16 protein-coding genes, 1 tRNA gene and 1 pseudogene are annotated in these 18418 nt (G+C 65.5%); 16 read left to right on the plus strand and 2 right to left on the minus strand.

Translation table 11 applies throughout. The features are described 5' to 3' along the window. The first annotated feature begins 170 nt into the window (after positions 1-170). From B6S44_RS09170 to B6S44_RS09215, 10 genes are all read left to right on the plus strand, one after another. Positions 171-1301, plus strand: a complete 1131-nt coding sequence (locus B6S44_RS09170; protein ID WP_248309517.1) for an ABC transporter substrate-binding protein — start codon at positions 171-173, stop codon at positions 1299-1301. Positions 1302-1330: 29 nt separating this feature from the next. Beyond that, entirely contained in the window at positions 1331-2203 is an 873-nt protein-coding gene (locus B6S44_RS09175) for a branched-chain amino acid ABC transporter permease (protein WP_129156571.1), read from the plus strand. A gap of 26 nt (positions 2204-2229) precedes the next feature. Further along, a complete protein-coding gene (locus B6S44_RS09180; RefSeq protein WP_129156572.1) occupies positions 2230-3216 on the plus strand; it encodes a branched-chain amino acid ABC transporter permease in 987 nt (328 codons plus the stop codon). Then, positions 3213-3983, plus strand: coding sequence for an ABC transporter ATP-binding protein (locus B6S44_RS09185; protein WP_129156573.1), 771 nt, complete (start codon positions 3213-3215; stop codon positions 3981-3983). The genes B6S44_RS09180 and B6S44_RS09185 overlap by 4 nt, the downstream gene beginning before the upstream one ends. After that, positions 3976-4725 carry a branched-chain amino acid ABC transporter ATP-binding protein gene (locus B6S44_RS09190; RefSeq protein ID WP_248309505.1) on the plus strand — a complete coding sequence of 250 codons (750 nt, stop codon included), beginning with the start codon at positions 3976-3978 and terminating at the stop codon, positions 4723-4725. Before B6S44_RS09185 ends, B6S44_RS09190 begins: the two co-directional genes overlap by 8 nt. Positions 4726-4792: 67 nt before the next feature. Beyond that, positions 4793-5737 (plus strand): nitrogen assimilation transcriptional regulator NAC, encoded by a 945-nt coding sequence (nac, locus tag B6S44_RS09195; protein WP_129156574.1) that lies wholly within the window; start codon positions 4793-4795, stop codon positions 5735-5737. 135 nt (positions 5738-5872) lie between these two features. Continuing rightward, entirely contained in the window at positions 5873-7936 is a 2064-nt protein-coding gene (locus B6S44_RS09200) for a hydantoinase/oxoprolinase family protein (protein WP_129156575.1), read from the plus strand. A gap of 11 nt (positions 7937-7947) precedes the next feature. Beyond that, entirely contained in the window at positions 7948-9618 is a 1671-nt protein-coding gene (locus B6S44_RS09205; protein ID WP_129156576.1) for a hydantoinase B/oxoprolinase family protein, read from the plus strand. Between the two features lie 9 nt (positions 9619-9627). Continuing rightward, entirely contained in the window at positions 9628-10434 is an 807-nt protein-coding gene (locus tag B6S44_RS09210) for an SDR family oxidoreductase (RefSeq protein WP_129156577.1), read from the plus strand. A gap of 13 nt (positions 10435-10447) precedes the next feature. Next, positions 10448-11149, plus strand: a complete 702-nt coding sequence (locus tag B6S44_RS09215) for an HpcH/HpaI aldolase family protein (RefSeq protein ID WP_129156578.1) — start codon at positions 10448-10450, stop codon at positions 11147-11149. 514 nt (positions 11150-11663) lie between these two features. On the opposite strand, the gene B6S44_RS09220 is transcribed toward B6S44_RS09215, so the two are convergent. Continuing rightward, positions 11664-12734 (minus strand): LacI family DNA-binding transcriptional regulator, encoded by a 1071-nt coding sequence (locus B6S44_RS09220; RefSeq protein WP_129156579.1) that lies wholly within the window; start codon positions 12732-12734, stop codon positions 11664-11666. Positions 12735-12840: 106 nt separating this feature from the next. Here B6S44_RS09220 and B6S44_RS09225 point away from each other — a divergent pair, with 106 nt between their 5' ends. From B6S44_RS09225 to B6S44_RS09250, 6 genes and pseudogenes are all read left to right on the plus strand, one after another. Then, a complete protein-coding gene (locus B6S44_RS09225; protein WP_129156580.1) occupies positions 12841-13848 on the plus strand; it encodes a Gfo/Idh/MocA family protein in 1008 nt (335 codons plus the stop codon). A gap of 45 nt (positions 13849-13893) precedes the next feature. After that, the gene (locus B6S44_RS09230) at positions 13894-15045 is read left to right on the plus strand and encodes an NAD(P)/FAD-dependent oxidoreductase (protein WP_129156581.1); all 1152 of its coding nucleotides are present in this window, start codon (positions 13894-13896) and stop codon (positions 15043-15045) included. Next, complete coding sequence (locus B6S44_RS09235) at positions 14966-16009, plus strand: transporter substrate-binding domain-containing protein (protein WP_248309506.1); 1044 nt, start codon at positions 14966-14968, stop codon at positions 16007-16009. The genes B6S44_RS09230 and B6S44_RS09235 overlap by 80 nt, the downstream gene beginning before the upstream one ends. A gap of 66 nt (positions 16010-16075) precedes the next feature. After that, complete coding sequence (locus B6S44_RS09240; protein ID WP_129156582.1) at positions 16076-16735, plus strand: amino acid ABC transporter permease; 660 nt, start codon at positions 16076-16078, stop codon at positions 16733-16735. A gap of 2 nt (positions 16736-16737) precedes the next feature. Further along, positions 16738-17454: an amino acid ABC transporter permease gene (locus B6S44_RS09245; protein WP_129156583.1), complete on the plus strand. Its 717-nt coding sequence runs from the start codon at positions 16738-16740 to the stop codon at positions 17452-17454. A 193-nt stretch (positions 17455-17647) separates the two neighbouring features. Next, positions 17648-17983: pseudogene (locus tag B6S44_RS09250) on the plus strand (transposase); the annotation flags it as partial. A 310-nt stretch (positions 17984-18293) separates the two neighbouring features. On the opposite strand, the gene B6S44_RS09255 reads toward B6S44_RS09250, so the two are convergent. Continuing rightward, positions 18294-18370: transfer RNA gene (locus B6S44_RS09255), tRNA-Met, on the minus strand. Positions 18371-18418 lie beyond the last annotated feature (48 nt).

The following is an 18418-nucleotide window of genomic DNA, read 5'->3' on the forward strand; positions in this document are numbered from 1 at the left end:
CCTGCCGGATCACATGCTCCGGCCGGGATCGAAGCGGCTCGCCGGGTGAGGCGCTTCCGATCCGAACAGCACCGCGACGTAATCGCGGGCCAAAAACGGGAACGGAGTCGGTCATGGCCAATAGTCTTCGCCGCCAATTCGTCTTGGCTCTCGCTGCCGCGACACCATTCATGGCCGGCTTCGGTTCGACCGGGCCGGTACTCGCCCAGGACGGGGCCATCCGCCTCGGCATCGTCGCACCGATGAGCGGGCCGAACGCACGCTATGGTGCCTTCTCGTTGCGCGGCGCCCAGCTCGCGGCCAAGGAAATCAATGACGCCGGCGGCATAGACGGTCGGAAGATCCAGGTCTTCTCCGCCGATAGCCAGGGCACACCGGTCGAAGGGGTGTCGGCGACCCGCCGGCTGATCAGCCAGGACAAGGTCGACTTCCTCATCGGCGACGTCTCCTCCTCGGTGACGCTCGCCATGCAGCCGGTCGTCGAGGACGCCGGCATCCTGTTGATCAACGCCGCCTCCTCCAACCCCAAGATCACCTACGCCGCTGGCGTCGGTGGCTTCAAATGGAGCTTCCGCAACTATCCGACCGACGAGAACCGGGCGCTGGTCGTGGCGCAATATGCGGCCGAGAAGCGCGGCTTCACCAAATTTGCGGTGCTTTCGGTCGACAGCGACTATGGCCGCTCGGCGATCGAATTCACCAAGAAGTATCTGCCGCGCTTCAAGGGCCAGATCCTCACCGAGGACTATTACAAGGAAGGGGAGGTCGACTTCCGCAGCGTCCTCGCCAAGATCCGCGACTCCGGCGCACAGGCGATCATCATGTACGGCCTTGCCGACACCACGCCGATCGTGGCGCGCCAGATGATCGAGGTCGGGCTCGCCGGCAAGATTCCCCTGATCGGCAATGGCGAGTTCAACACCGAGAAGACGATCAAGTCCGCTCCCAAGGCGATGGAGGGCGCCGTCGAGGCCGCCGCCTGGCTGCCCGCCTATGACAGCGACAAGAGCAAGGCCTTCGTCGCCAAGTTCACCACCGAGTATCGCGAGGCGCCGAACAACCACGCTTATGTGCATTGGGAGACGGTTCGCCTGCTCGGCAAGGCCGTCGAGGCGGCCAAGAGCATCGATCGGGCGAAGGTCCGCGACGCGCTGAAGAGCATCAAGTACGACAGCGCCGTCGGTGAGGTGACCTTCGACGACCACAACCAGGCGAAGCTGCCGATGATCCTTCTGCAGATCGAGGACGGCAAGCCCGCGATCAAGGGCGCCTTCTACGCCGACATCGACTATCCGCGCTGATCCCAGCTGCAAAGGACGAGGAGGGCGCCGTGCTGTTCCAGCTGTCAGAGCAGATCGTCAACGGCCTCGTCACCGGCTCGGTCTACGCCATCGTCGCCGTCGGCATGACCATGATCTTCGGCGTGCTCAGGGCAATCAACTTCGCCCATGGCGAGTACTACATGCTCGGCACCTTCGGGGCCTGGGTCGCGATCGAGTATTTCGATCTGCCCTATCCCCTCTCGGTGGCCATCGGCGTCATCGCCACCGCGCTGATCGCCATGGTCGTTGGCCAGCTCGTGATGAGACGCATGGTCGGCATGCCCGCCGAGGCCGGGGTCCTTGCGACGCTCGGCCTCGCGCTCATCCTGCAGAACACGGTGATCCTGGTCTTCGGCGGCGGCTACAAGTTCTTCAACGGCGGCTATATCGAGCCGGTCACGGTCTTCGGCATCTCGCTCGCCGAGCAGCGCCTGCTCATCATCGTGATCTGCGCCCTCGTCTTTGTCGGCCTCGAGCTGATGGTGACCCACAGTCGCATCGGCAAGGCGATGCGGGCCGTCTCGCAGAACATCGAATGCTGCGCCGTGGTCGGCATCGAGGTGCGCAAGGTCGTCGTCGCGACCTTCGTGCTCGGGGCAGCGCTGGCGGCGCTCTCGGGCGTCCTCACCGCGCCGGTCAATGTCAGCGTCTATGGCGGCATGGGCGAGCTCATCACCTTCAAGACGCTGCCGATCATCATCATGGGGGGCCTCGGCAATGTCCGCGGCACCTTCTTCGCCGCCATGATCCTCGGCATCGCCGAGAGCCTCGTGGCGACCTATGTGGGCTTGCAGTTCCGCGACACGGTCGGCTTCGCCACGCTGATGCTCGTCCTGATGTGGCGCCCACATGGCCTGTTCTCCGCCCAGGCGCGCTACTGATCCTGCGCAACCGTCGAGGATTGTCGATGTCGCTCCAAGAGACCTCGCTACCGGCGCCCGGGCGTGATCTGCGCCTCCCTTTCGGCCTTGCGCTCGCCGCGCTGGCGGCCTCGGCGCCGCTGCTGCTCGGCAGCTACGCGCTGCACGCGGTTATCATCTCGCTGATCTTCCTGCTGCCGGCGCATGGGCTCAATCTGCTGGTCGGCTACACCGGACTGCTCTCGCTCGCCCAGGCGGCCTTCTTCGGCGTCGGCGCCTATGTCTCCGCGCTGATGGCGGTGCATTGGGGCACGCCCTTCTACCTCAACCTGCCGGCCGCCGGCCTGGTTGCCGGAGCGCTCGCTTTGCCGCTCGCGATCCCGGCCCTGCGGCTGCGCGCCACGTCTTTCGTCATGTGCACGCTCGGCTTCGTCATCATCGGTCAGGCCATCGCCAAGAACTGGATCAGCGTGACGCGCGGCGACATGGGTCTGTCGGCGATTCCGAAGCCGCATTTTGCCATCGGGCCGGCCTCCTTCACCGTGAACGGCACGACCGAGTTCTACTATCTCGCGCTCGCGGTCGCAGCCCTCGCCACCGCGATCGTCTGGATGATCGTGACCTCTCCGGCCGGGCGCAACATGGTCGCGATCCGGGAGAACGAGACCCTGGCGGAATCGGTCGGCATCCCGACCTGGCACTATAAGCTCCTGGTCTTCATGGTCAGCGCCGCCTTCGCCGGCGTCGGCGGCAGCGTCTACGCGCATTACCTCACCGTCGTCAGCCCGCTGACCTTCCAGATGTCCTATTCGACGCTGATGCTGATCATCGTGCTCGGCGGCGGCCCCGGGACGATCTCCGGGGTCATCCTCGGCAGCCTGCTCTTCGTCGGCCTGTCGGAGGCGCTGCGCATCGCGCCCGAACTCAGGATGATCGCCTATGGATTCTGCCTGCTCGCCCTCGTTTTCTGGTTTCCGAAAGGCTTCACGCCGCTGATCGAACGTTTCTGGACCGCCATCGGGGGGCGCTCATGACCGGGCTTCCGATCCTCGACATCGCCGGGTTGAGCAAGTCCTACGGTGCCGTCAAGGCCGTGAACGGGGTGGACCTCCAGGTCCATCGCGGCGAGATCTGCGGGCTCATCGGCCCCAACGGCTCCGGCAAGTCGACCTTCTTCGACTGCAGCTCCGGCCTCACCCGACCCAATTCCGGCACCGTCAAGCTCGACGGGCAGGAGATTACGGGCTGGTCGCTCAACCGGATCGCGCGCGAAGGCCGCATGCTGCGTTCATTCCAGAAGACGGTGACCTTTGGCGCGCTCAACGTCGAGGAGAACCTGGTCATCGCCGGCCAGATGTTCACCTTCCCCTCGATCGCCGCCACTTTCGGCATCGGCGCACGCTCGCGCGCTCGCATAGACGGGCTACGCGAGCGAGCACGCGAGCTCATCCGCATCTCCGGGCTCTGGGAGGTTCGCAACCAGCCGGCCGGCAATCTCTCGGGCGGGCAGCAGAAGCTGATCCAGTTCGCTTCGATGCTGATGCCTGAGCCCAAGCTGATCCTGCTCGACGAGCCGATGGCCGGGATCAACCCCAAGCTGATCGAGCGCGTCGTCGACAGCGTCCGCTATGCCAACGACCAGCTCGGCGTCAGCTTCCTGATCATCGAGCACAATATCGACGTGATCATCAGCCTGTGCCGGCGTGTCGTTGTGCTTGACCAGGGCCGCAAGCTCGCCGAGGGCACGCCTTCGGAGATCGTCGACAACCAGGCGGTTCGGGAGGCCTATCTCGGTGGCTGACGCTCTGGACGGAACATTGTCGATCCAGGACTTGCGCGCCGGCTACGGCTCGCTCGACATCCTCAACGGCGTCGATCTCGCCGTGCCGCAGGGCCAGTTCGTGGCGCTGATGGGGCCGAACGGCGCCGGCAAGTCGGCGCTGCTCAAGACGCTCTACGGCATGACCACGATCAAGGGCGGCTCGATCTCCTGGCACGGCAAGGAGATCGCCGGGCTGTCCTCGCGCGCCGTTCTCGGCGAGGGCATCTCCTTCGTGCCGCAGGGCCGCTGCAATTTCCCTGTCATGACCGTCGACGAGAACCTGCAGATGGCGGCCTATACCTTGCGCGACGCCAGGGTGAAGCTGGAACGCGACTATGTCTATGATCTCTTCCCGATCCTGAAGACACGCCGCAACACGCTCGCCGGCAACATGTCGGGCGGCGAGCAGCAACTTCTCGAGGTCGCGATGGCGGTGCTGCAGCGCCCCCGCATCCTGCTCGTCGACGAGCCGTCCGTGGGTCTGTCGCCGACGGCGATCGGCATCGTTTTCGACGAATTGCTGCGGATCAACGCGGCCGGCCAAACCATCCTGCTCGTCGAGCAGAACACCAAGAAGGCGATGCAGGTGGCGCAGCGGGCCGTCATCCTGAGGCTCGGCAGGGTGATCTGGGACGGCAAGCCCTCCGAGATCACCCATGACGAACTTGGCGAACTGTTCTTGACCGGCAAGATGCGCGGCGAGGCCCACGCGCCGCATTGAGGCGCCAAGCCTTCCCGGACTGATGAAAGCTGGACTAGTCTCGCCGCTGGCCAGAGCTGCGGGAACGATGAGCGTCGATTTCAGGAAGCTGAAGAGTTTCGTCAAGGTGGTCGATGCCGGCAGCGTTTCCCGGGCCGCCGGCATCCTCAGTACGGCGCAGCCGGCGCTGTCGCAGCAGATCGCGGCACTCGAGTCGCATTTCCGGCACAAGCTCCTGATCCGCTCCAATCATGGCATCGTCCCCACCGAGGCCGGCCTCATCCTCTATCGTCACGCGCAAGCCCTGCTGAAGCAGGTCGAGCAGGCGCGCATCGACATGGATCTCTCGGCCGGGACTGTCGCTGGGCGCGTCTCGATCGGGCTTGCGACCTATTCGAGCTCGACCGCGCTGTCGCTGCCGCTGCTGAAAGCGATGAAGGAGCGCCATCCGCAAATCCTCATCCACATCAATGACAGCTTCGGTCACGTGCTCAGCGAACTGATCATGACCGGCCGGATGGATATGGCGGTGATCTATGGCTCGGGCCCGATCAAGGGCGTCGTGCTGCAGCCGCTCTTCGGCGAGGAATTGGTTCTGGTCTCGCCTCCCGGCAGCCATGCCGACGTGCCCGAGAGTGAGCCGCTGCCGCTCTCGGCTCTGGCCGGCGTCGATCTCCTCCTGCCGAGCGGCGGGCATTTCCTGCGTCGGATGATCGACGAAGGGCTGGCGCGGGCGCGCGTCACCCCTCATGTCGTTTCCGAGATCGAGTCGGTCTCCTCCCTGGGAGCCGCCGTTCTCGAAGGCCTCGGCGCCACCATCCTGCCGGGCTCCGTCGCCGGCAGCGTCGCCAGCTTCGGCGGCGCGGCCGTGCGCCGCCTCGTGCGCCCCGCCATGACTGCGACCGTCTCGCTCTGCATCTCGGATCACCTGCCGCTGTCGGAGCCCGCTCTGGCCGCCCGCTCGGTGCTGATCGACATCGTCGCCGGAATGGTGAGCAATACGTCTCTCGGGCTGAAGCCGGTCTCGCGCTGACTCGCCATAAACAAAGCCTATAGCGGCAGAGCGCAGTTCTGTTGGCCAGCCTCCCGCGGCCCCTCCTACTCTTTCCCCGATCGACGCCGCTCGACGCGGCGAGAGCTTCCCAGGGGCGCGGGCTTCGAGGACATCATGGCCAAGCTGGCATTCGACACCGGTGGCACCTTCACCGATTTCGCCCTGCTGGACGATACCGGCGCCGTCCATCTGCACAAGGTGCTGAGCACACCGCTCAATCCGGCCGAGGCGGTCGTCCAGGGCGTTTCCGAACTCCTTGCGCGCTTCGGCGATGTCATCGACATCGACAGGCTGCAGATCCTCGGTGCGACGACGGTCGTTACCAACGCCGTGCTGGAGCGCAAGGGCGTCGAGACCGGCTTCATCGCGACAGCCGGCTTCCAGGACATGCTGCGCATCCGCAATGAGGGGCGCTACGACCTCTACGACCTCAACCTGCGTTATCCTGAGCCCCTCGTCACTCGCGCGAATAGCTACGGCGCGAAGGAGCGGGTCGCGGCCGATGGCGAAATCGTCGCGACGCTGGATGAGACCTCGGTGCGCGAGATCGCTACCCGCCTGAAGGAGAAGGGTGTTCGCTCGGTCGCCGTCTGCCTGCTCCACGCCTACAAGTATCCGGCCCATGAGCAGCGGGTCGCAGCCCTCCTTCGCGAGGAATGCCCGGACATCTTCGTCTCGCTGTCCTCTTCCGTCTGCCCAGAGATGCGCGAGTTCGACCGGGCTTCCACCACTGTCGTCAACGCCTATACCCGCCCGCAGATGGCCGGCCATGTCGCACATCTCCAGCGCGAATTCGCGCGCCAGGGCATCGAGCGCCAGGTGCTCTGGATGACCTCCTCCGGCGGCCTCGTGCCGAGCAGCCGCGCCGCCGAACTGCCCGTCCGCCTGATCGAATCCGGGCCGGCCGCCGGCGCAGTCGCCGCCGCCGAATTCGGGCGCATTGCCGGCGAGGGTAGCGTGCTCTCCTTCGACATGGGCGGCACCACGGCCAAGCTCTGCCTGATCCCTAACGGCGAGCCCACCGTCGGCACCGATCTGGAGGTCGCGCATCATCAACGTTTTCGGAAAGGCTCGGGCTTCCCGCTCAAAATCCAGTCGATCCAGATGATCGAGATCGGCGCCGGCGGGGGCTCGATCGCGGCGAAGAACCCGCTTGGCCTGCTCGATGTCGGGCCGCGTTCGGCCGGCGCCTTGCCGGGGCCGGCAGCCTATCAGCGTGGCGGCACCGAGCCGACGGTCACCGATGCCGACATCCTTCTCGGCTATATGGGCACGGAATCCTTCGTCGGCGGCTCCTTCAAGGTCTCGAAGGCAGCGGCTGAGGCCGCGCTGCAGCGTCTCGCCGACGATCTCTGCGTCTCGTTGACCCGCTGCGCCTATGGCATCCACGATCTCGTCAACGAGTCGATGAGCAAGGCCGCGGCGATGCACGCCACCGACCTCGGCGTCGATCCGCGATCCTTGCCGATGGTCGCCTTCGGCGGCGCCGGCCCGGTGCATGCCTATGGCATCGCCCGCAAGCTCGGCATCAAGCGCGTCATCTGCCCGACGGGCGCCGGTGTGACCTCAGCGATCGGCCTGATCATCGCTCCGGTCGCGGTCGATCTGTCGAGCAGCCTGCCGATGGCGCTGGTGAACTGGGACGAGGCCGAGGCGAGCCGCCTGCTCGACGATCTGGCCAGCCAGGGCGCGGAGGTCGTGACGGCAGCCGGCGTGCCGCGCGATACGATCACCAACAGCTACACGGTCGACATGCGCTATGTCGGCCAGGGCCATGAGATCACCGTGCCGCTGCCGGATCTCGCTCTGCCGCGTGAGGCCTTCCTCGCAGAGCTGACGACGAACTTCACCAGGCTCTATCGGGAGCTCTTCGGACGCACTGTCAACGCCGCGGTCGAGATCATCACCTGGCGCCTGCGCGCGTCGGGCGCCAAGGACAAGGTGGCGCGGCCGCGCAGCAGCTCGGCCGGCTCGGCGCTCAAAGGCCGCCGTCCGGTCTATTTCCAGGAGCTCGGCGAGAGCGTCGAGACCCCCGTCTACGACCATTACAGCCTGCCGGTCGGCGAGATCGTGCAGGGCCCGGCGATCGTCGAACAACGGGAATCGACTGCCGTGGTTGGCCCGAGCGGCGCGGCGCATGTCGATGCCCACGGCAACCTTGTCATCAACATCCGCTGAGGACGATGCCGATGTCCAAGCCCGCGACGGATTTCAACGATCCGATCAATCTGCAGGTGATGTGGAATCGCCTGATCTTCATCGCCGATCAGGCCGATACGGTGCTGGGGCGCACTGCCTTCTCGCCGATCGTGCGCGAGAACCATGACTATGTCACGGTGCTGCTCGACAGCCGCGGCCGGGCCCTGGCGCAATGCACCTGGTCGATCCCGGTCTTCATCACCTCGCTGCCGGTGGCCGCGCAAAAATACTTCCTGCCGAAATTCCCGGCCGACCGGCTGCAGGAGGGCGACGTCCTCGCCACCAACGACCCGGAGATCGGCACCGGCCATCTGCCGGACGTCACCATGATCACCCCGATCTTCAAGAACGGAAGGATCGTCGCCTATGCCGGCTCGATCGCGCATCTGCCGGATATCGGAGGGGCGCCACTGCATTCCGAAGCGACCGACATCTACGAGGAGGGCATCCGCTTCCCGATCGTGAAGCTGCACCGCGCCGGCGTACCGAATGAGGATGTGCTCGACATCATTGCCGCATCGGTGCGGCTGCCGACCGAGGTGCTCGGCGATCTCGAATCCATGGTCGCGGCCAATGCGGTGATGGGCCGCGAACTGGTGAAGTTCCTCGACGAGTACGACCTCGACGACGTCGACGGGCTGGCAGATGCGATCCATGCGCGCTCGGAGGTGCGGATGCGCGAGGCGGTCCGCGCCTGGCCGAATGGCCGCTATGAGGCCGAGGTTCTGCTCGACGGCTATGACACCGACATCACGTTGAAGGCGACCGTGATCGTCGGCGACGACGCGGTCCATGTCGACTATGCCGGCTCCTCGGACCAGGTCCTGCATTCGATCAACTGCCGGACCAACTACCGCTACGCCCATTCGGTCTATGCGCTGAAATGCCTGCTCGACCCCGAGACGCCGAACAATGAGGGCTGCATCACGCCGGTGACAGATTCGGCGCCGCTCGGCTCGATCCTCAACCCGGAGGCCTGGACCGCCGGCAATTCACGCAACCTGATCGGCCATGTCATCCCGTCGCTGATCTTCAAGGCGCTCGAGGGCATCGTGCCGGACAAGGTGATGGGTGACAGCGGCGGCGCGCCGATCTGGGCCGCCAATTGTGTCGGGCGCCGCGACGACGGCTCGCAATATGGCTCGGTCCAGAACTTCCACGGTGGCCAGGGCGCGCGCTCGCAGCTCGACGGCCTCGACACGCTGAGCTTCCCGTCGAACTGCAAGGTCACCGCGGTCGAGATGTTCGAGATCGCCGTGCCGGTGCTGACCGAATGCAAGGAGCTGATCCCGGATTCGGGCGGCGCCGGGCGCCATCGTGGCGGGCTTGGCCAACGTGTCGTGCTGCGCAACCGTGCCAAGGCACCGATGAGCGTCTATCTCGCCACCGAACGGGTGCGTCATCCCTGCTTCGGCGTCGTCGAGGGGCAGTCGGGCAGGCCCGGCCGAGTCAGCAAGAACGGCAAGCCGCAATTCCCCAAGGGCAAGGTCGTGCTGAAGACCGGAGACCGGCTCGAGGTCGAGACGCCGGGCGGCGGCGGCTGGGGCCGCGCGGCCGAGCGCTCCGCCGCCGCCATCGCCAAGGATCTGGCGGAAGGGCTGGTTACGGGCGAGGCTGCGCGGCGGGTCTACGGCCGCTCGGAAGCCGTCGCGGCAGAATAGGACGAGATGATGGATTTGCTCGACGGCAAGGTCGCCTTCATCACCGGCGCAGGGTCCGGCATCGGCCGTGAAAGCGCGCTCCTGCTCGCCGCCGAGGGGACGACCGTCGTGCTCGCGGGGCGGCGGCGGGAACCGCTCGAAGCCGTTGCCGCAACGATCGCCAGCCGCGGCGGGATGGCCGTCGCCAAGACGCTCGATATCGCGTCGCGCCAGGAGATCGTGGAGACGATCGCCGCGGTGGAGCGAGAGGTCGGGACCGTCGATATCCTGGTCAACAATGCCGGCAGCGCCAGCAAGGTGCTCAATGCGCGCTTTCTCTCCGAGGCGGAGTGGAACGCGACGCTCGACGTCAATCTGACGGCCGTGTTCAATCTGACGCAGGCGGTGCTTCCGGCGATGATCGCGCGGGGCGAGGGCACGATCATCACCATCTCGTCGCTCGCGGCGCTGAACCCCAATTTGCTCGGCGGCGCGGCCTATGGCGCAGCCAAGGCCGGTGTGCGCAATTTCATGGGCTTCCTGCACAACACCTATCGCAACCAGGGCATCCGCGCGACGACCATCCTGCCCGGCGAGACCGACACGCCGATTATGAACAACCGCGCCCGTCTGCCACTGCCGGAGCAGCGCGCCATGATGCTGGAACCGCAAGACGTGGCGCGGGCCGTCTTGCTCTGCGCCAGCCTGCGCACCGGCGCGATGATCCCGGAACTGCATATCTGCCCAACGCGCCAGCGCGACATCTCGGCCGATCTAGAAACCGCGCGCTGGATCGGCGCGCCAAACGACACGCCCGATCGTCCGCGCTCGGTCTAGGAGGATGGTGACGATGAACGGAGCCCAATTGCGCGAGCTGCTGCGGCGCGGCGATTGCTTGAGCATGCTCACGGCGCATTATGCTTCACCCGGTCATGCGGTACGGCTGACAGAGCTCGGCGCCGACGCGATCTTCCTCGACTGCGAGCACGGCACCTGGAGCTTCGAGGACATCCGCCTGACGGCCCAGGCGATCCGCGGTGCCGGGGGCGCCGCGATCGTGCGCCCCGATTGCCATCAGCGCTCGCTGCTCATCCGCTATCTGAACGCCGGCGCCGACGCGCTGATGGTGCCGATGGTGGAGAACGCAGCGGAGGCGCGCGCCATCGTCGACGCCGTGCGCTATGGCTGCCATGCCGATCACGACAAGCGCCTCGTCATCGCGATGATCGAAACCGTCGCCGCCATCGAGAGGCTCGACGAGATGCTTGCGGTCGACGGGATCGACGTTTTCTTCGTCGGGCCGGGCGATCTCTCGCAGAATATGGGCTTTGCTCCTGCCCCGCCCTTCGGCGAGCCTCGTCCGCAAGTCGTCCAGTATAAGATCGGCGAAGCGGTCGCGAAAATCCGACGCGCCGGCAAGATCGCAGGTACGCTCGCGACCCTGGCGGAACTACCGCATTGGCGCGCCCAAGGCGTCCAGTTCTTCTACGTCCACTCCGATCCATTTCTGAGGCGGGGCATGACGGACCTGACGGGGCTGCTCGCTGGATAGTGACGACGACTTGGCGTGGGCGAGCACACAAAACGGCCTACATCCGCTTTCGAGCGACTGTCCAATGTCTGTTCCTGGCGCTCTCCAGCAGCGCCAACAGAACTAGGTCAAGATCGTCGCGGACGCGGCGTCCCACGAAGGGGACTAGCCGCGCAGACCACAGTGCGGGATCCTTTCCGTCGGGCATGGCATATCGGCGGATCATTGGACCAAAGCCACCGCTGAAGCCGCGGCACATCTGGACTATTCAAACAAGCTTACTGTGGGAGAAGCGAGGCCGTGACCGCACCATGTTCACTCTCGCAATCGGCAGCAAGCTTTGCGGGTGTGATCTTGTGCCGCTGATCGGTGCTGGAGGGCAGCGCATGGCTGAGAGTCGCGGCGGGGGAGCTACTCATCCGATGCGCTACGATCGCCATACAAATTGTTCTCGCCGCGCCACTTCCACTACTCTGCCTGCAATCTGTCGCCCGCGAGATAGAATTCGTCGGACGGGGTAACATCGCAGATTTGATCATCTCGGCGGCGAAATGACCGATTCTCTCTCGATGAGGCGCGTTTGAAGGATGATGCGCCGGCCGGCCGTAGTATCGCCGCGGGCGCGCCGCACGAGGGCAGCAGCGCTTTCCGAGCCCAGTTCGTAGCAGGGCTGCGCAACGACCGTGATCGACGGCGTTGTAACACTGGTCCAGTCCGCATCATGGAAGGCGATGAGTGACAGATCGCGCGGAATGGCGATGCCCAGCGCGCGCAGCGCCTTGAACAGCTCGAGCGCCACCACGTTGTCGGATGCGATGAGCGCGGTCGGCCGGTCCGGTAGCGCCATCAGATCGGCGACGATCTTGGGCCCGCCGCCAAGCCGGTTCACGCCGAGGCGAACATAGCGTTCGCAGCCTCCGCCGCCCGCCTGCGCGGCGGCCTCGAGAAAGCCTTCGATGCGGTCGCGCACGGTGGACAGATGAAGCTGGTGCGCACCGCGATACACCGGATCGTCGCAGGCTGTCGCCGACACGTAGCCGATGCGCCGGTGCCCGGCTTCGGTGAGCCGTCGCGCCACGGCGGCGCCGGCGGCCCGGTCGTCAGCGACCACGGTGTCGACGCTCATCGAAGGGATGTAGCGGTCCAGCAGCACAATCGGCCGCCCGCTCGCTTCCACGGCACGCAGGTGTTCCGTGTCATGCACGCTGGCAGGTGTGACGATCAACCCGTCGACCCGCTTGGCCAATAGCATGCGTATGGCGTCTCGCTCGCGTTCGACGTCTTCGCCGGAATTCGCGAGGATGACGTCGAAGCCCTCGGCCCGTGCCACATCGCTGATGCCGCGCACCGCCAGGCCAAAATAGGGGTTTTCCACGTCGGCGACGACGACGCCGATGGCGCGAGACCGGCCTGTCGTCATGCTGCGGGCGACTTCGTTCGGCCGGTAGTCGAGGCTCCGGGCGGCGGTCATCACCTTGTCCCGGACTGCCGGGCTCGTGACGCTGTAGCCGCCGAGCACGCGCGCCGCGGTCGCCTTGGAGACGCCGGCCTCGCGCGCGACGTCCTGCACGGTTGCATCCCGAGGCTTCGACGGTGAATCGCTCATGGCTCCGCCTTAGTTCCGCTACTCGACGATCGCAACGCGAAACGGCGGTGATTGACAGATGAGACCGGTCTCATTATCCCTTTAGCATCTTGAGGGGCAGGATGTCATGGTGCGCAGGCTGAAGTGGGGCGTGCTCGGCGCGGCGAACATCGCGCGCAAGCATGTCATTCCGGCCATGCTGGCGAGCGAGCGTTGCGAGCTCGTTGCCATTGCCTCGCGTGACGAGGAACGCGCCCGCGCCACAGCCTGCGATTTCGGCATTCCCACGGCTCATGGCTCCTACGAGGCCCTGCTCGCGGACCAGGCCGTCGAGGCGATCTACAATCCGCTGCCCAACCATCTGCACGCGCCCTGGACGATCAAGGCGCTGGAGGCCGGCAAGCACGTGCTGTGCGAGAAGCCGATCGCGCTCGACGCCGCCGAGGCCCGCGAGATCGCCGGCACCGCCGAGCGCACAGGCCGGCTGGTCATGGAAGCCTTCATGGTGCGCTTCCATCCGCAGTGGCGGCAGGCGCGCGAGATCGCCGAAAGCGGGCGCATCGGCGAGGTGCGCGCAATGCAGACGATCTTTTCTTATTACCTGACCGACCCCGCCAACGTGCGCAACCAGCGCGACATCGGCGGCGGCGGTCTCTACGACGTCGGCTGCTACGCCATCAATACCGCGCGCTACATCTTCGGCGCCGAGCCGGAGCGGGCCATCGCGCTCGTGACCAGCGATCCGGTCCTGGGCACCGACTGCGTCACCAGTGGCCTGCTTTCGTTTTCCAAGGGGCGGCAGCTCGCTTTCACATGCGCCACGCAGCTCGTGCCATGCCAGCGTGTGCAGATCCTCGGAATGCGTGGCCGCATCGAGATCGAGATTCCCTTCAACGCGCCCAAAGCCGCCGATACGGCGGTCATCGTCGATGACGGCAGCGACCTTGCCGGTGGCGGCCGGGATCGGATCATTTTGCCCGCCTGCGACCAGTATGCGCTGCAATGCGACGCCTTCTCGCGCGCCGTGCTCGGCGAAGAGCCGCTCGCCGCGACGATGGCGGACGCAGTGGCGAACATGCGGGCAATCGACGCTCTCTTCCGCTCGGCGCGCTCTGGCGCGTGGGAAGCGCCGTGAGGCGTCTCGCCATCCCCCGCCTCATCTGAAGGAGAGAGAAGCCTCGTGAGACCGTCTCCAGACCGCCCAAGCGTCGTGATCATCGGAGGGGGGATCTTCGGCGTTTCCACGGCGCTGCATCTCGTCCGCCAAGGATCGTGTGTCACGCTCGTCACCGAGGGCGTCCTCGGTAGCGGCGCTTCGGGCCGCTCGCTTTCGTGGCTCAACTCGGCTCGTTTTCGCTCGGCCGCCTATCACCGCCTGCGAATGGTCGGCATCGATCGCTACCGCACGCTCGCGGCACAGCATCCGCAAGCCTCGTGGCTGCGCTTCGACGGCGGCCTCACTTGGGACGCCGACGATGAGTCGAATGCGATCGACGCCGCTGAAGCGCATGAACGCAGCATCGGCTACGACGTGATGCGTCTAGCGCCTGAAGAGGTTGCTGCCGTCACGCCCGGCGTCGATGCGCGGGCGATCACGCGGCAGGGCGCATTGTTCAATCCCGGCGAGGGCTGGGTCGATCTCCCCGCACTGATCGGCCTCCTCGCCGCGGAGCTTCGCATGCGGGGCGGCGAGATCGTCGAGAACGCCGGCGCCGCATCGGTGCTCGTCCGTAATGGCTTGGCCCGCGGCGTAGAGGCCGCCGATTGCCGTCTGTTCGAAGCCGATGCCTGCCTGATCGCGACCGGCCCGTGGACGCCTGCCATGGCCGCCGATCTCGGGATCGAGATTCCCGACGCGTCGCCGATCGGGCTTCTGGTCAAGACTGCCCCTGTGGAGACCGCGCTCCGTGCCGTGCTGAACACGCCGCGCGTGGCCGTGCGACCGACGCCAGACGGTGCTTTGGTGCTCGACTCCGCCTGGTCCGAGGCCGAGATGCGCCGGAACGCCGATGGAAGCTTCGAGATGCGCCCGGACACGATCGAGGGCCTGCTGCGGGAGGCCTCCGCCGTGCTGGCCGGCAATCCGAAGCTGGCCTTCGGCTCTTATGGCGCAGGGCGCAAGCCAATCCCGGGTGACGGCGAGCCGGTCTTCGGCGCGCTGGACGGGATCGGCTCCTGTTTCGTCGCCTTCAGTCACAGTGGCGCGACGCTGGGACTGATCGCGGGCGAGCTCCTGGCGGACGAGATCGCCAATGGCCGCCGCAGCCCGCTGCTGGACGACTTCCGGCCGGGCCGCTTCCAGGCCGCTGCCCGAAACTTGGTCGACGCCTGATGCCACGCGCCGCCCGGCCGATCCGCATCGCCGAGATCTGCCGCGCGAAAGGGCCGCGCGTCCGCACCCGTCGCCAGTGACGAACTATCCCATAAAAAGCAAAAGAGGAGCGGGAATGATGACAAAACTTTCGTTCAGAAACGCGATGGCATCGCTTGTGCTGTCGTCGTCCATGCTGTGGGGCGTGGCCGCCGCACAGGCCCAGTCCCTGCCGCCGCTGCCCAAAGCGGTCAAGGACGCCGGGGCGCTCCGCATCGGCGTGCGCTGCGACGCGCCGCCCTTCGGCCAGTCGGCCACCGATGGCAAGCCGGTCGGCATTGAGATCGACATCGCAAAGCAGCTTGGCGTCTATGCGTTCGGCTCGGCCGACAAGGCGGAACTGACCTGCGTCACTACGGACGCGCGCATCCCTTCGCTGACCGCCCGCAAGATAGATCTGATCGTGGCGACGCTCGGCCGCACTCCGCCCCGTGAGCAGGTGATCGATTATTCGACGATCTACTATTGGGGCAGCAGCAACGTCGCCGTGCTGAAGGACAGCCCGGTGCAGAGTCTGGCCGAGCTGAAGGGCAGGTCGATCCTGATCGTGAAGGGTGGCAACCAGATTAACTGGCTGCGCAACAATATTCCGGACGTTCAGTTCGTGCAGCTCAACACCGCCTCGGACAGCCTGCAGGCCCTGTTCCAGGGACGCGCGGACGCCTACGTCACCGACGGTACGACGATGGCGCTGCTACTGGGCAACTATCCCAATCTGCGCGTGCTCAAGGGCGAGGTCGACCTCGGCTTCAACGGCGTCGGCATTCGCAAGGGCGAGGCCGAGATGAAGGCCTTCGTCGATGCGGCTCTCGCTCGGATGAAGGAAGAAGGCATGCTTTCGAAGGCAGTGAAGGCCCATGTCGCCGATGCCAATCTGCAGGCGCAGATGATCCGCTCGTTCGAGACCCCGCCGCCTTCGAACTGATGGCAGGCGCGCCGGCGGGCGGACCGTCGCCGGCGCGCCGTTCTTTGGTCCGCCCGGGGAAGCACCATGGACCTGGACTATATCCTCGGCGCGCTCCCGGACCTCATGAAGGGTCTAAAAATGACCCTGATGGTCAGCGCGCTGGCGATCAGCCTGTCTCTCGTTCTCGGGGCACTGGGAGCCGCGTTGCGAACCAGCGGCCACGCGCTCCCCCGGCGATTGGTTATCGGTTACGTGGAATTCATCCGCGGCACGCCGCTGCTGGTGCAGATATTCTTTATCTTCTTCGGCCTGCCGAGCCTCGGCATACGCTTCTCGGTGTTCTGGTCCGGCGTCATCGCCCTGACGGTCTGGGCCACGGCGTTCCAGATCGAGAATGTCCGCGCAGGGCTCGCCTCGGTGGCGCCGGGCATTCGCGATGCGTCCGTCGCACTGGGTCTGAAGCGCTGGCAGCATGCAATCCTCGTCGTCTTGCCGATCGCTGCTCGGGCCGCTCTGCCGCCCGCCATGAACACCGTCGTTTCGACCTTCAAGAATTCGGCCTATCTGCAGACGATCGGGCTCGTGGAACTGACCTTCGTCGCCGTCGATCGCATCGCCTATGACTTCCGCGCCGTCGAGATGTTCGCGACGATCTGCGTGATCTATCTGTTCTGCGTCTTCGTTCTGGCTGGACTGGCCAAGCTGGTCGAGCACCGGCTCAATCGGCCTTTCGCGGAACGCTGACCATGCTGCTCCTGGAGTTCCGGAATTTTCTGCTGGCGGGCTTCGCCAACACGCTGTTGCTGGCGCTCGTGCTCACGGCGGGCGCCACCCTGTGCGCTGTCATGTTCGCGGCCGCGCTATCAACGCGCTCTCGGGTCGTGACGGGGTGCGTCTACAGCCTCATCGAATGCCTGCGCGATATCCCGCTGATGGTCACCGTACTGCTGGCTTATTTCGTGCTGCCTAAGGCGGGCATCTCGCTCAATCCCTTCTGGTCGAGCGCGCTCAGCATCTCGCTTTGGGGCGGCGCCAATGGCGCGCATATCATCCGCGCCGGCCTGGCATCCGTTCCGAAAGGGCAGCATGAGGCCGCCGACGCCTTCGGCCTGCGTGGCTGGCGAAAGCTCATGCTGGTCATCCTGCCACAGGCGATGCCGGTGATCATCCCTCCCTATGTCAGCCTGGTGACGAGCCTCGTGCAGGCGAGCTCGCTCGGCGCGGTGGTCGGAGTGGAAGAAGTCTTCCGTGCAGGTCAAGTCATCATCGAGCAAACCACGCTCACGCGGGGCGGCAGTCCGGCCTATCTCGTGTACGGCTTCCTGCTCGTCATCTATTTCGTGCTGTGCTGGCTGATTTCCCTCGTCGGGCGTCGCTGCGAGCAACACTTCACCCGGCATTTGACGCGAACCGATGCAGCCTCTCCTGTGCCGCGAGGTATGACACAAGTCGTGCCTGCCTGATGCCGGCGGCAGTGGGCTCTTTGCCGCCGCCTGGCGCATCTACCTTAAGGCGTTCGATGTCCTGATTCGTCCACGGGACGTCTGCTTGATGGTAGTGAGCGAATGTCCGCTATGGGCGGATGTCGTTGAAGAAGTCGGCATTGCTGCGGCGATGAAGTCCTGATTCAGTCGTCCCTGGATGGAGGGCGGCGCGATGATGGGCGAACGGCGGGTGGCGCAGGAGGCGCTGTTCTACGAGTTCAGCCTGGAGCGCCACGTGCCGGACGATCATTGGGTCCGAGCCATAGACCGGTTCGTCGATCTCTCCGATATCCGTACGCATCTGCGTCCGTTCGACAGCGAGATGGGTCGGCCCTCGATCGATCCTGGACTGATGATCCGGATGCTGCTCATCGGCTACTGTTTCGGCATCCGTTCCGAGCGCCGTTTGTGCGATGAGGTCCACCTGAATCTGGCCTATTGCTGGTTCTGTCGGCTCGGGCTGGAGGGCGATGTGCCCGACCATTGGCCTACGCTTGACCGCCACGGCGTTTCTGGCCGCCGTTCCGCGTAAGATCGACGGCATCATGGCCGCGATCGAGTACGGGCTCTATCAGCCGTCCATGAAGCAGCGATTGTTTGATCTTGAGGCTGAGAAGGGCTTGGTGACTGCCCGGCTATCAGAGACCGTCGGTCCGTCTCCGGTCGCCGTCCCCCCAACCTAGCGGGAGCGTATCGGCGCGGCGTTTCGCTTGAGCTTCACGGCGATCTCGCGCGGATTCTGGCGGTCTGTTCTGTTGAACGGCGAAAAGCCCCGCGTCATTTCTGGCGCGGGGCTTTGTTGTATTCACTCAGTAATTTGGTTGCGGGGGCCAGATTTGAACTGACGACCTTCAGGTTATGAGCCTGACGAGCTACCGGGCTGCTCCACCCCGCGATAATTGGTGTTTTAAACGGCAACGCGGCGCTGGGTGCGGTGAGGCAC

This window comes from Allobosea sp. Tri-44, assembly GCF_004123845.1.
In the GTDB taxonomy this organism is placed as follows: Bacteria; Pseudomonadota; Alphaproteobacteria; order Rhizobiales; family Beijerinckiaceae; genus Allobosea.

What these genes read in the sequence shown, in the direction of transcription:
- B6S44_RS09170 (WP_248309517.1), top strand. Translation starts at nt 171, where the DNA reads ATGGCCGGCTTCGGTTCGACCGGGCCGGTACTCGCCCAGGACGGGGCC.
- B6S44_RS09180 (WP_129156572.1), top strand. Translation starts at nt 2,230, where the DNA reads ATGTCGCTCCAAGAGACCTCGCTACCGGCGCCCGGGCGTGATCTGCGC.
- B6S44_RS09185 (WP_129156573.1), top strand. Translation starts at nt 3,213, where the DNA reads ATGACCGGGCTTCCGATCCTCGACATCGCCGGGTTGAGCAAGTCCTAC.
- nac (WP_129156574.1), top strand. Translation starts at nt 4,793, where the DNA reads ATGAGCGTCGATTTCAGGAAGCTGAAGAGTTTCGTCAAGGTGGTCGAT.
- B6S44_RS09200 (WP_129156575.1), top strand. Translation starts at nt 5,873, where the DNA reads ATGGCCAAGCTGGCATTCGACACCGGTGGCACCTTCACCGATTTCGCC.
- B6S44_RS09205 (WP_129156576.1), top strand. Translation starts at nt 7,948, where the DNA reads ATGTCCAAGCCCGCGACGGATTTCAACGATCCGATCAATCTGCAGGTG.
- B6S44_RS09210 (WP_129156577.1), top strand. Translation starts at nt 9,628, where the DNA reads ATGGATTTGCTCGACGGCAAGGTCGCCTTCATCACCGGCGCAGGGTCC.
- B6S44_RS09215 (WP_129156578.1), top strand. Translation starts at nt 10,448, where the DNA reads ATGAACGGAGCCCAATTGCGCGAGCTGCTGCGGCGCGGCGATTGCTTG.
- B6S44_RS09220 (WP_129156579.1), bottom strand. Translation starts at nt 12,734, where the DNA reads ATGAGCGATTCACCGTCGAAGCCTCGGGATGCAACCGTGCAGGACGTC.
- B6S44_RS09225 (WP_129156580.1), top strand. Translation starts at nt 12,841, where the DNA reads ATGGTGCGCAGGCTGAAGTGGGGCGTGCTCGGCGCGGCGAACATCGCG.
- B6S44_RS09235 (WP_248309506.1), top strand. Translation starts at nt 14,966, where the DNA reads ATGGCCGCCGCAGCCCGCTGCTGGACGACTTCCGGCCGGGCCGCTTCC.
- B6S44_RS09240 (WP_129156582.1), top strand. Translation starts at nt 16,076, where the DNA reads ATGGACCTGGACTATATCCTCGGCGCGCTCCCGGACCTCATGAAGGGT.
- B6S44_RS09245 (WP_129156583.1), top strand. Translation starts at nt 16,738, where the DNA reads ATGCTGCTCCTGGAGTTCCGGAATTTTCTGCTGGCGGGCTTCGCCAAC.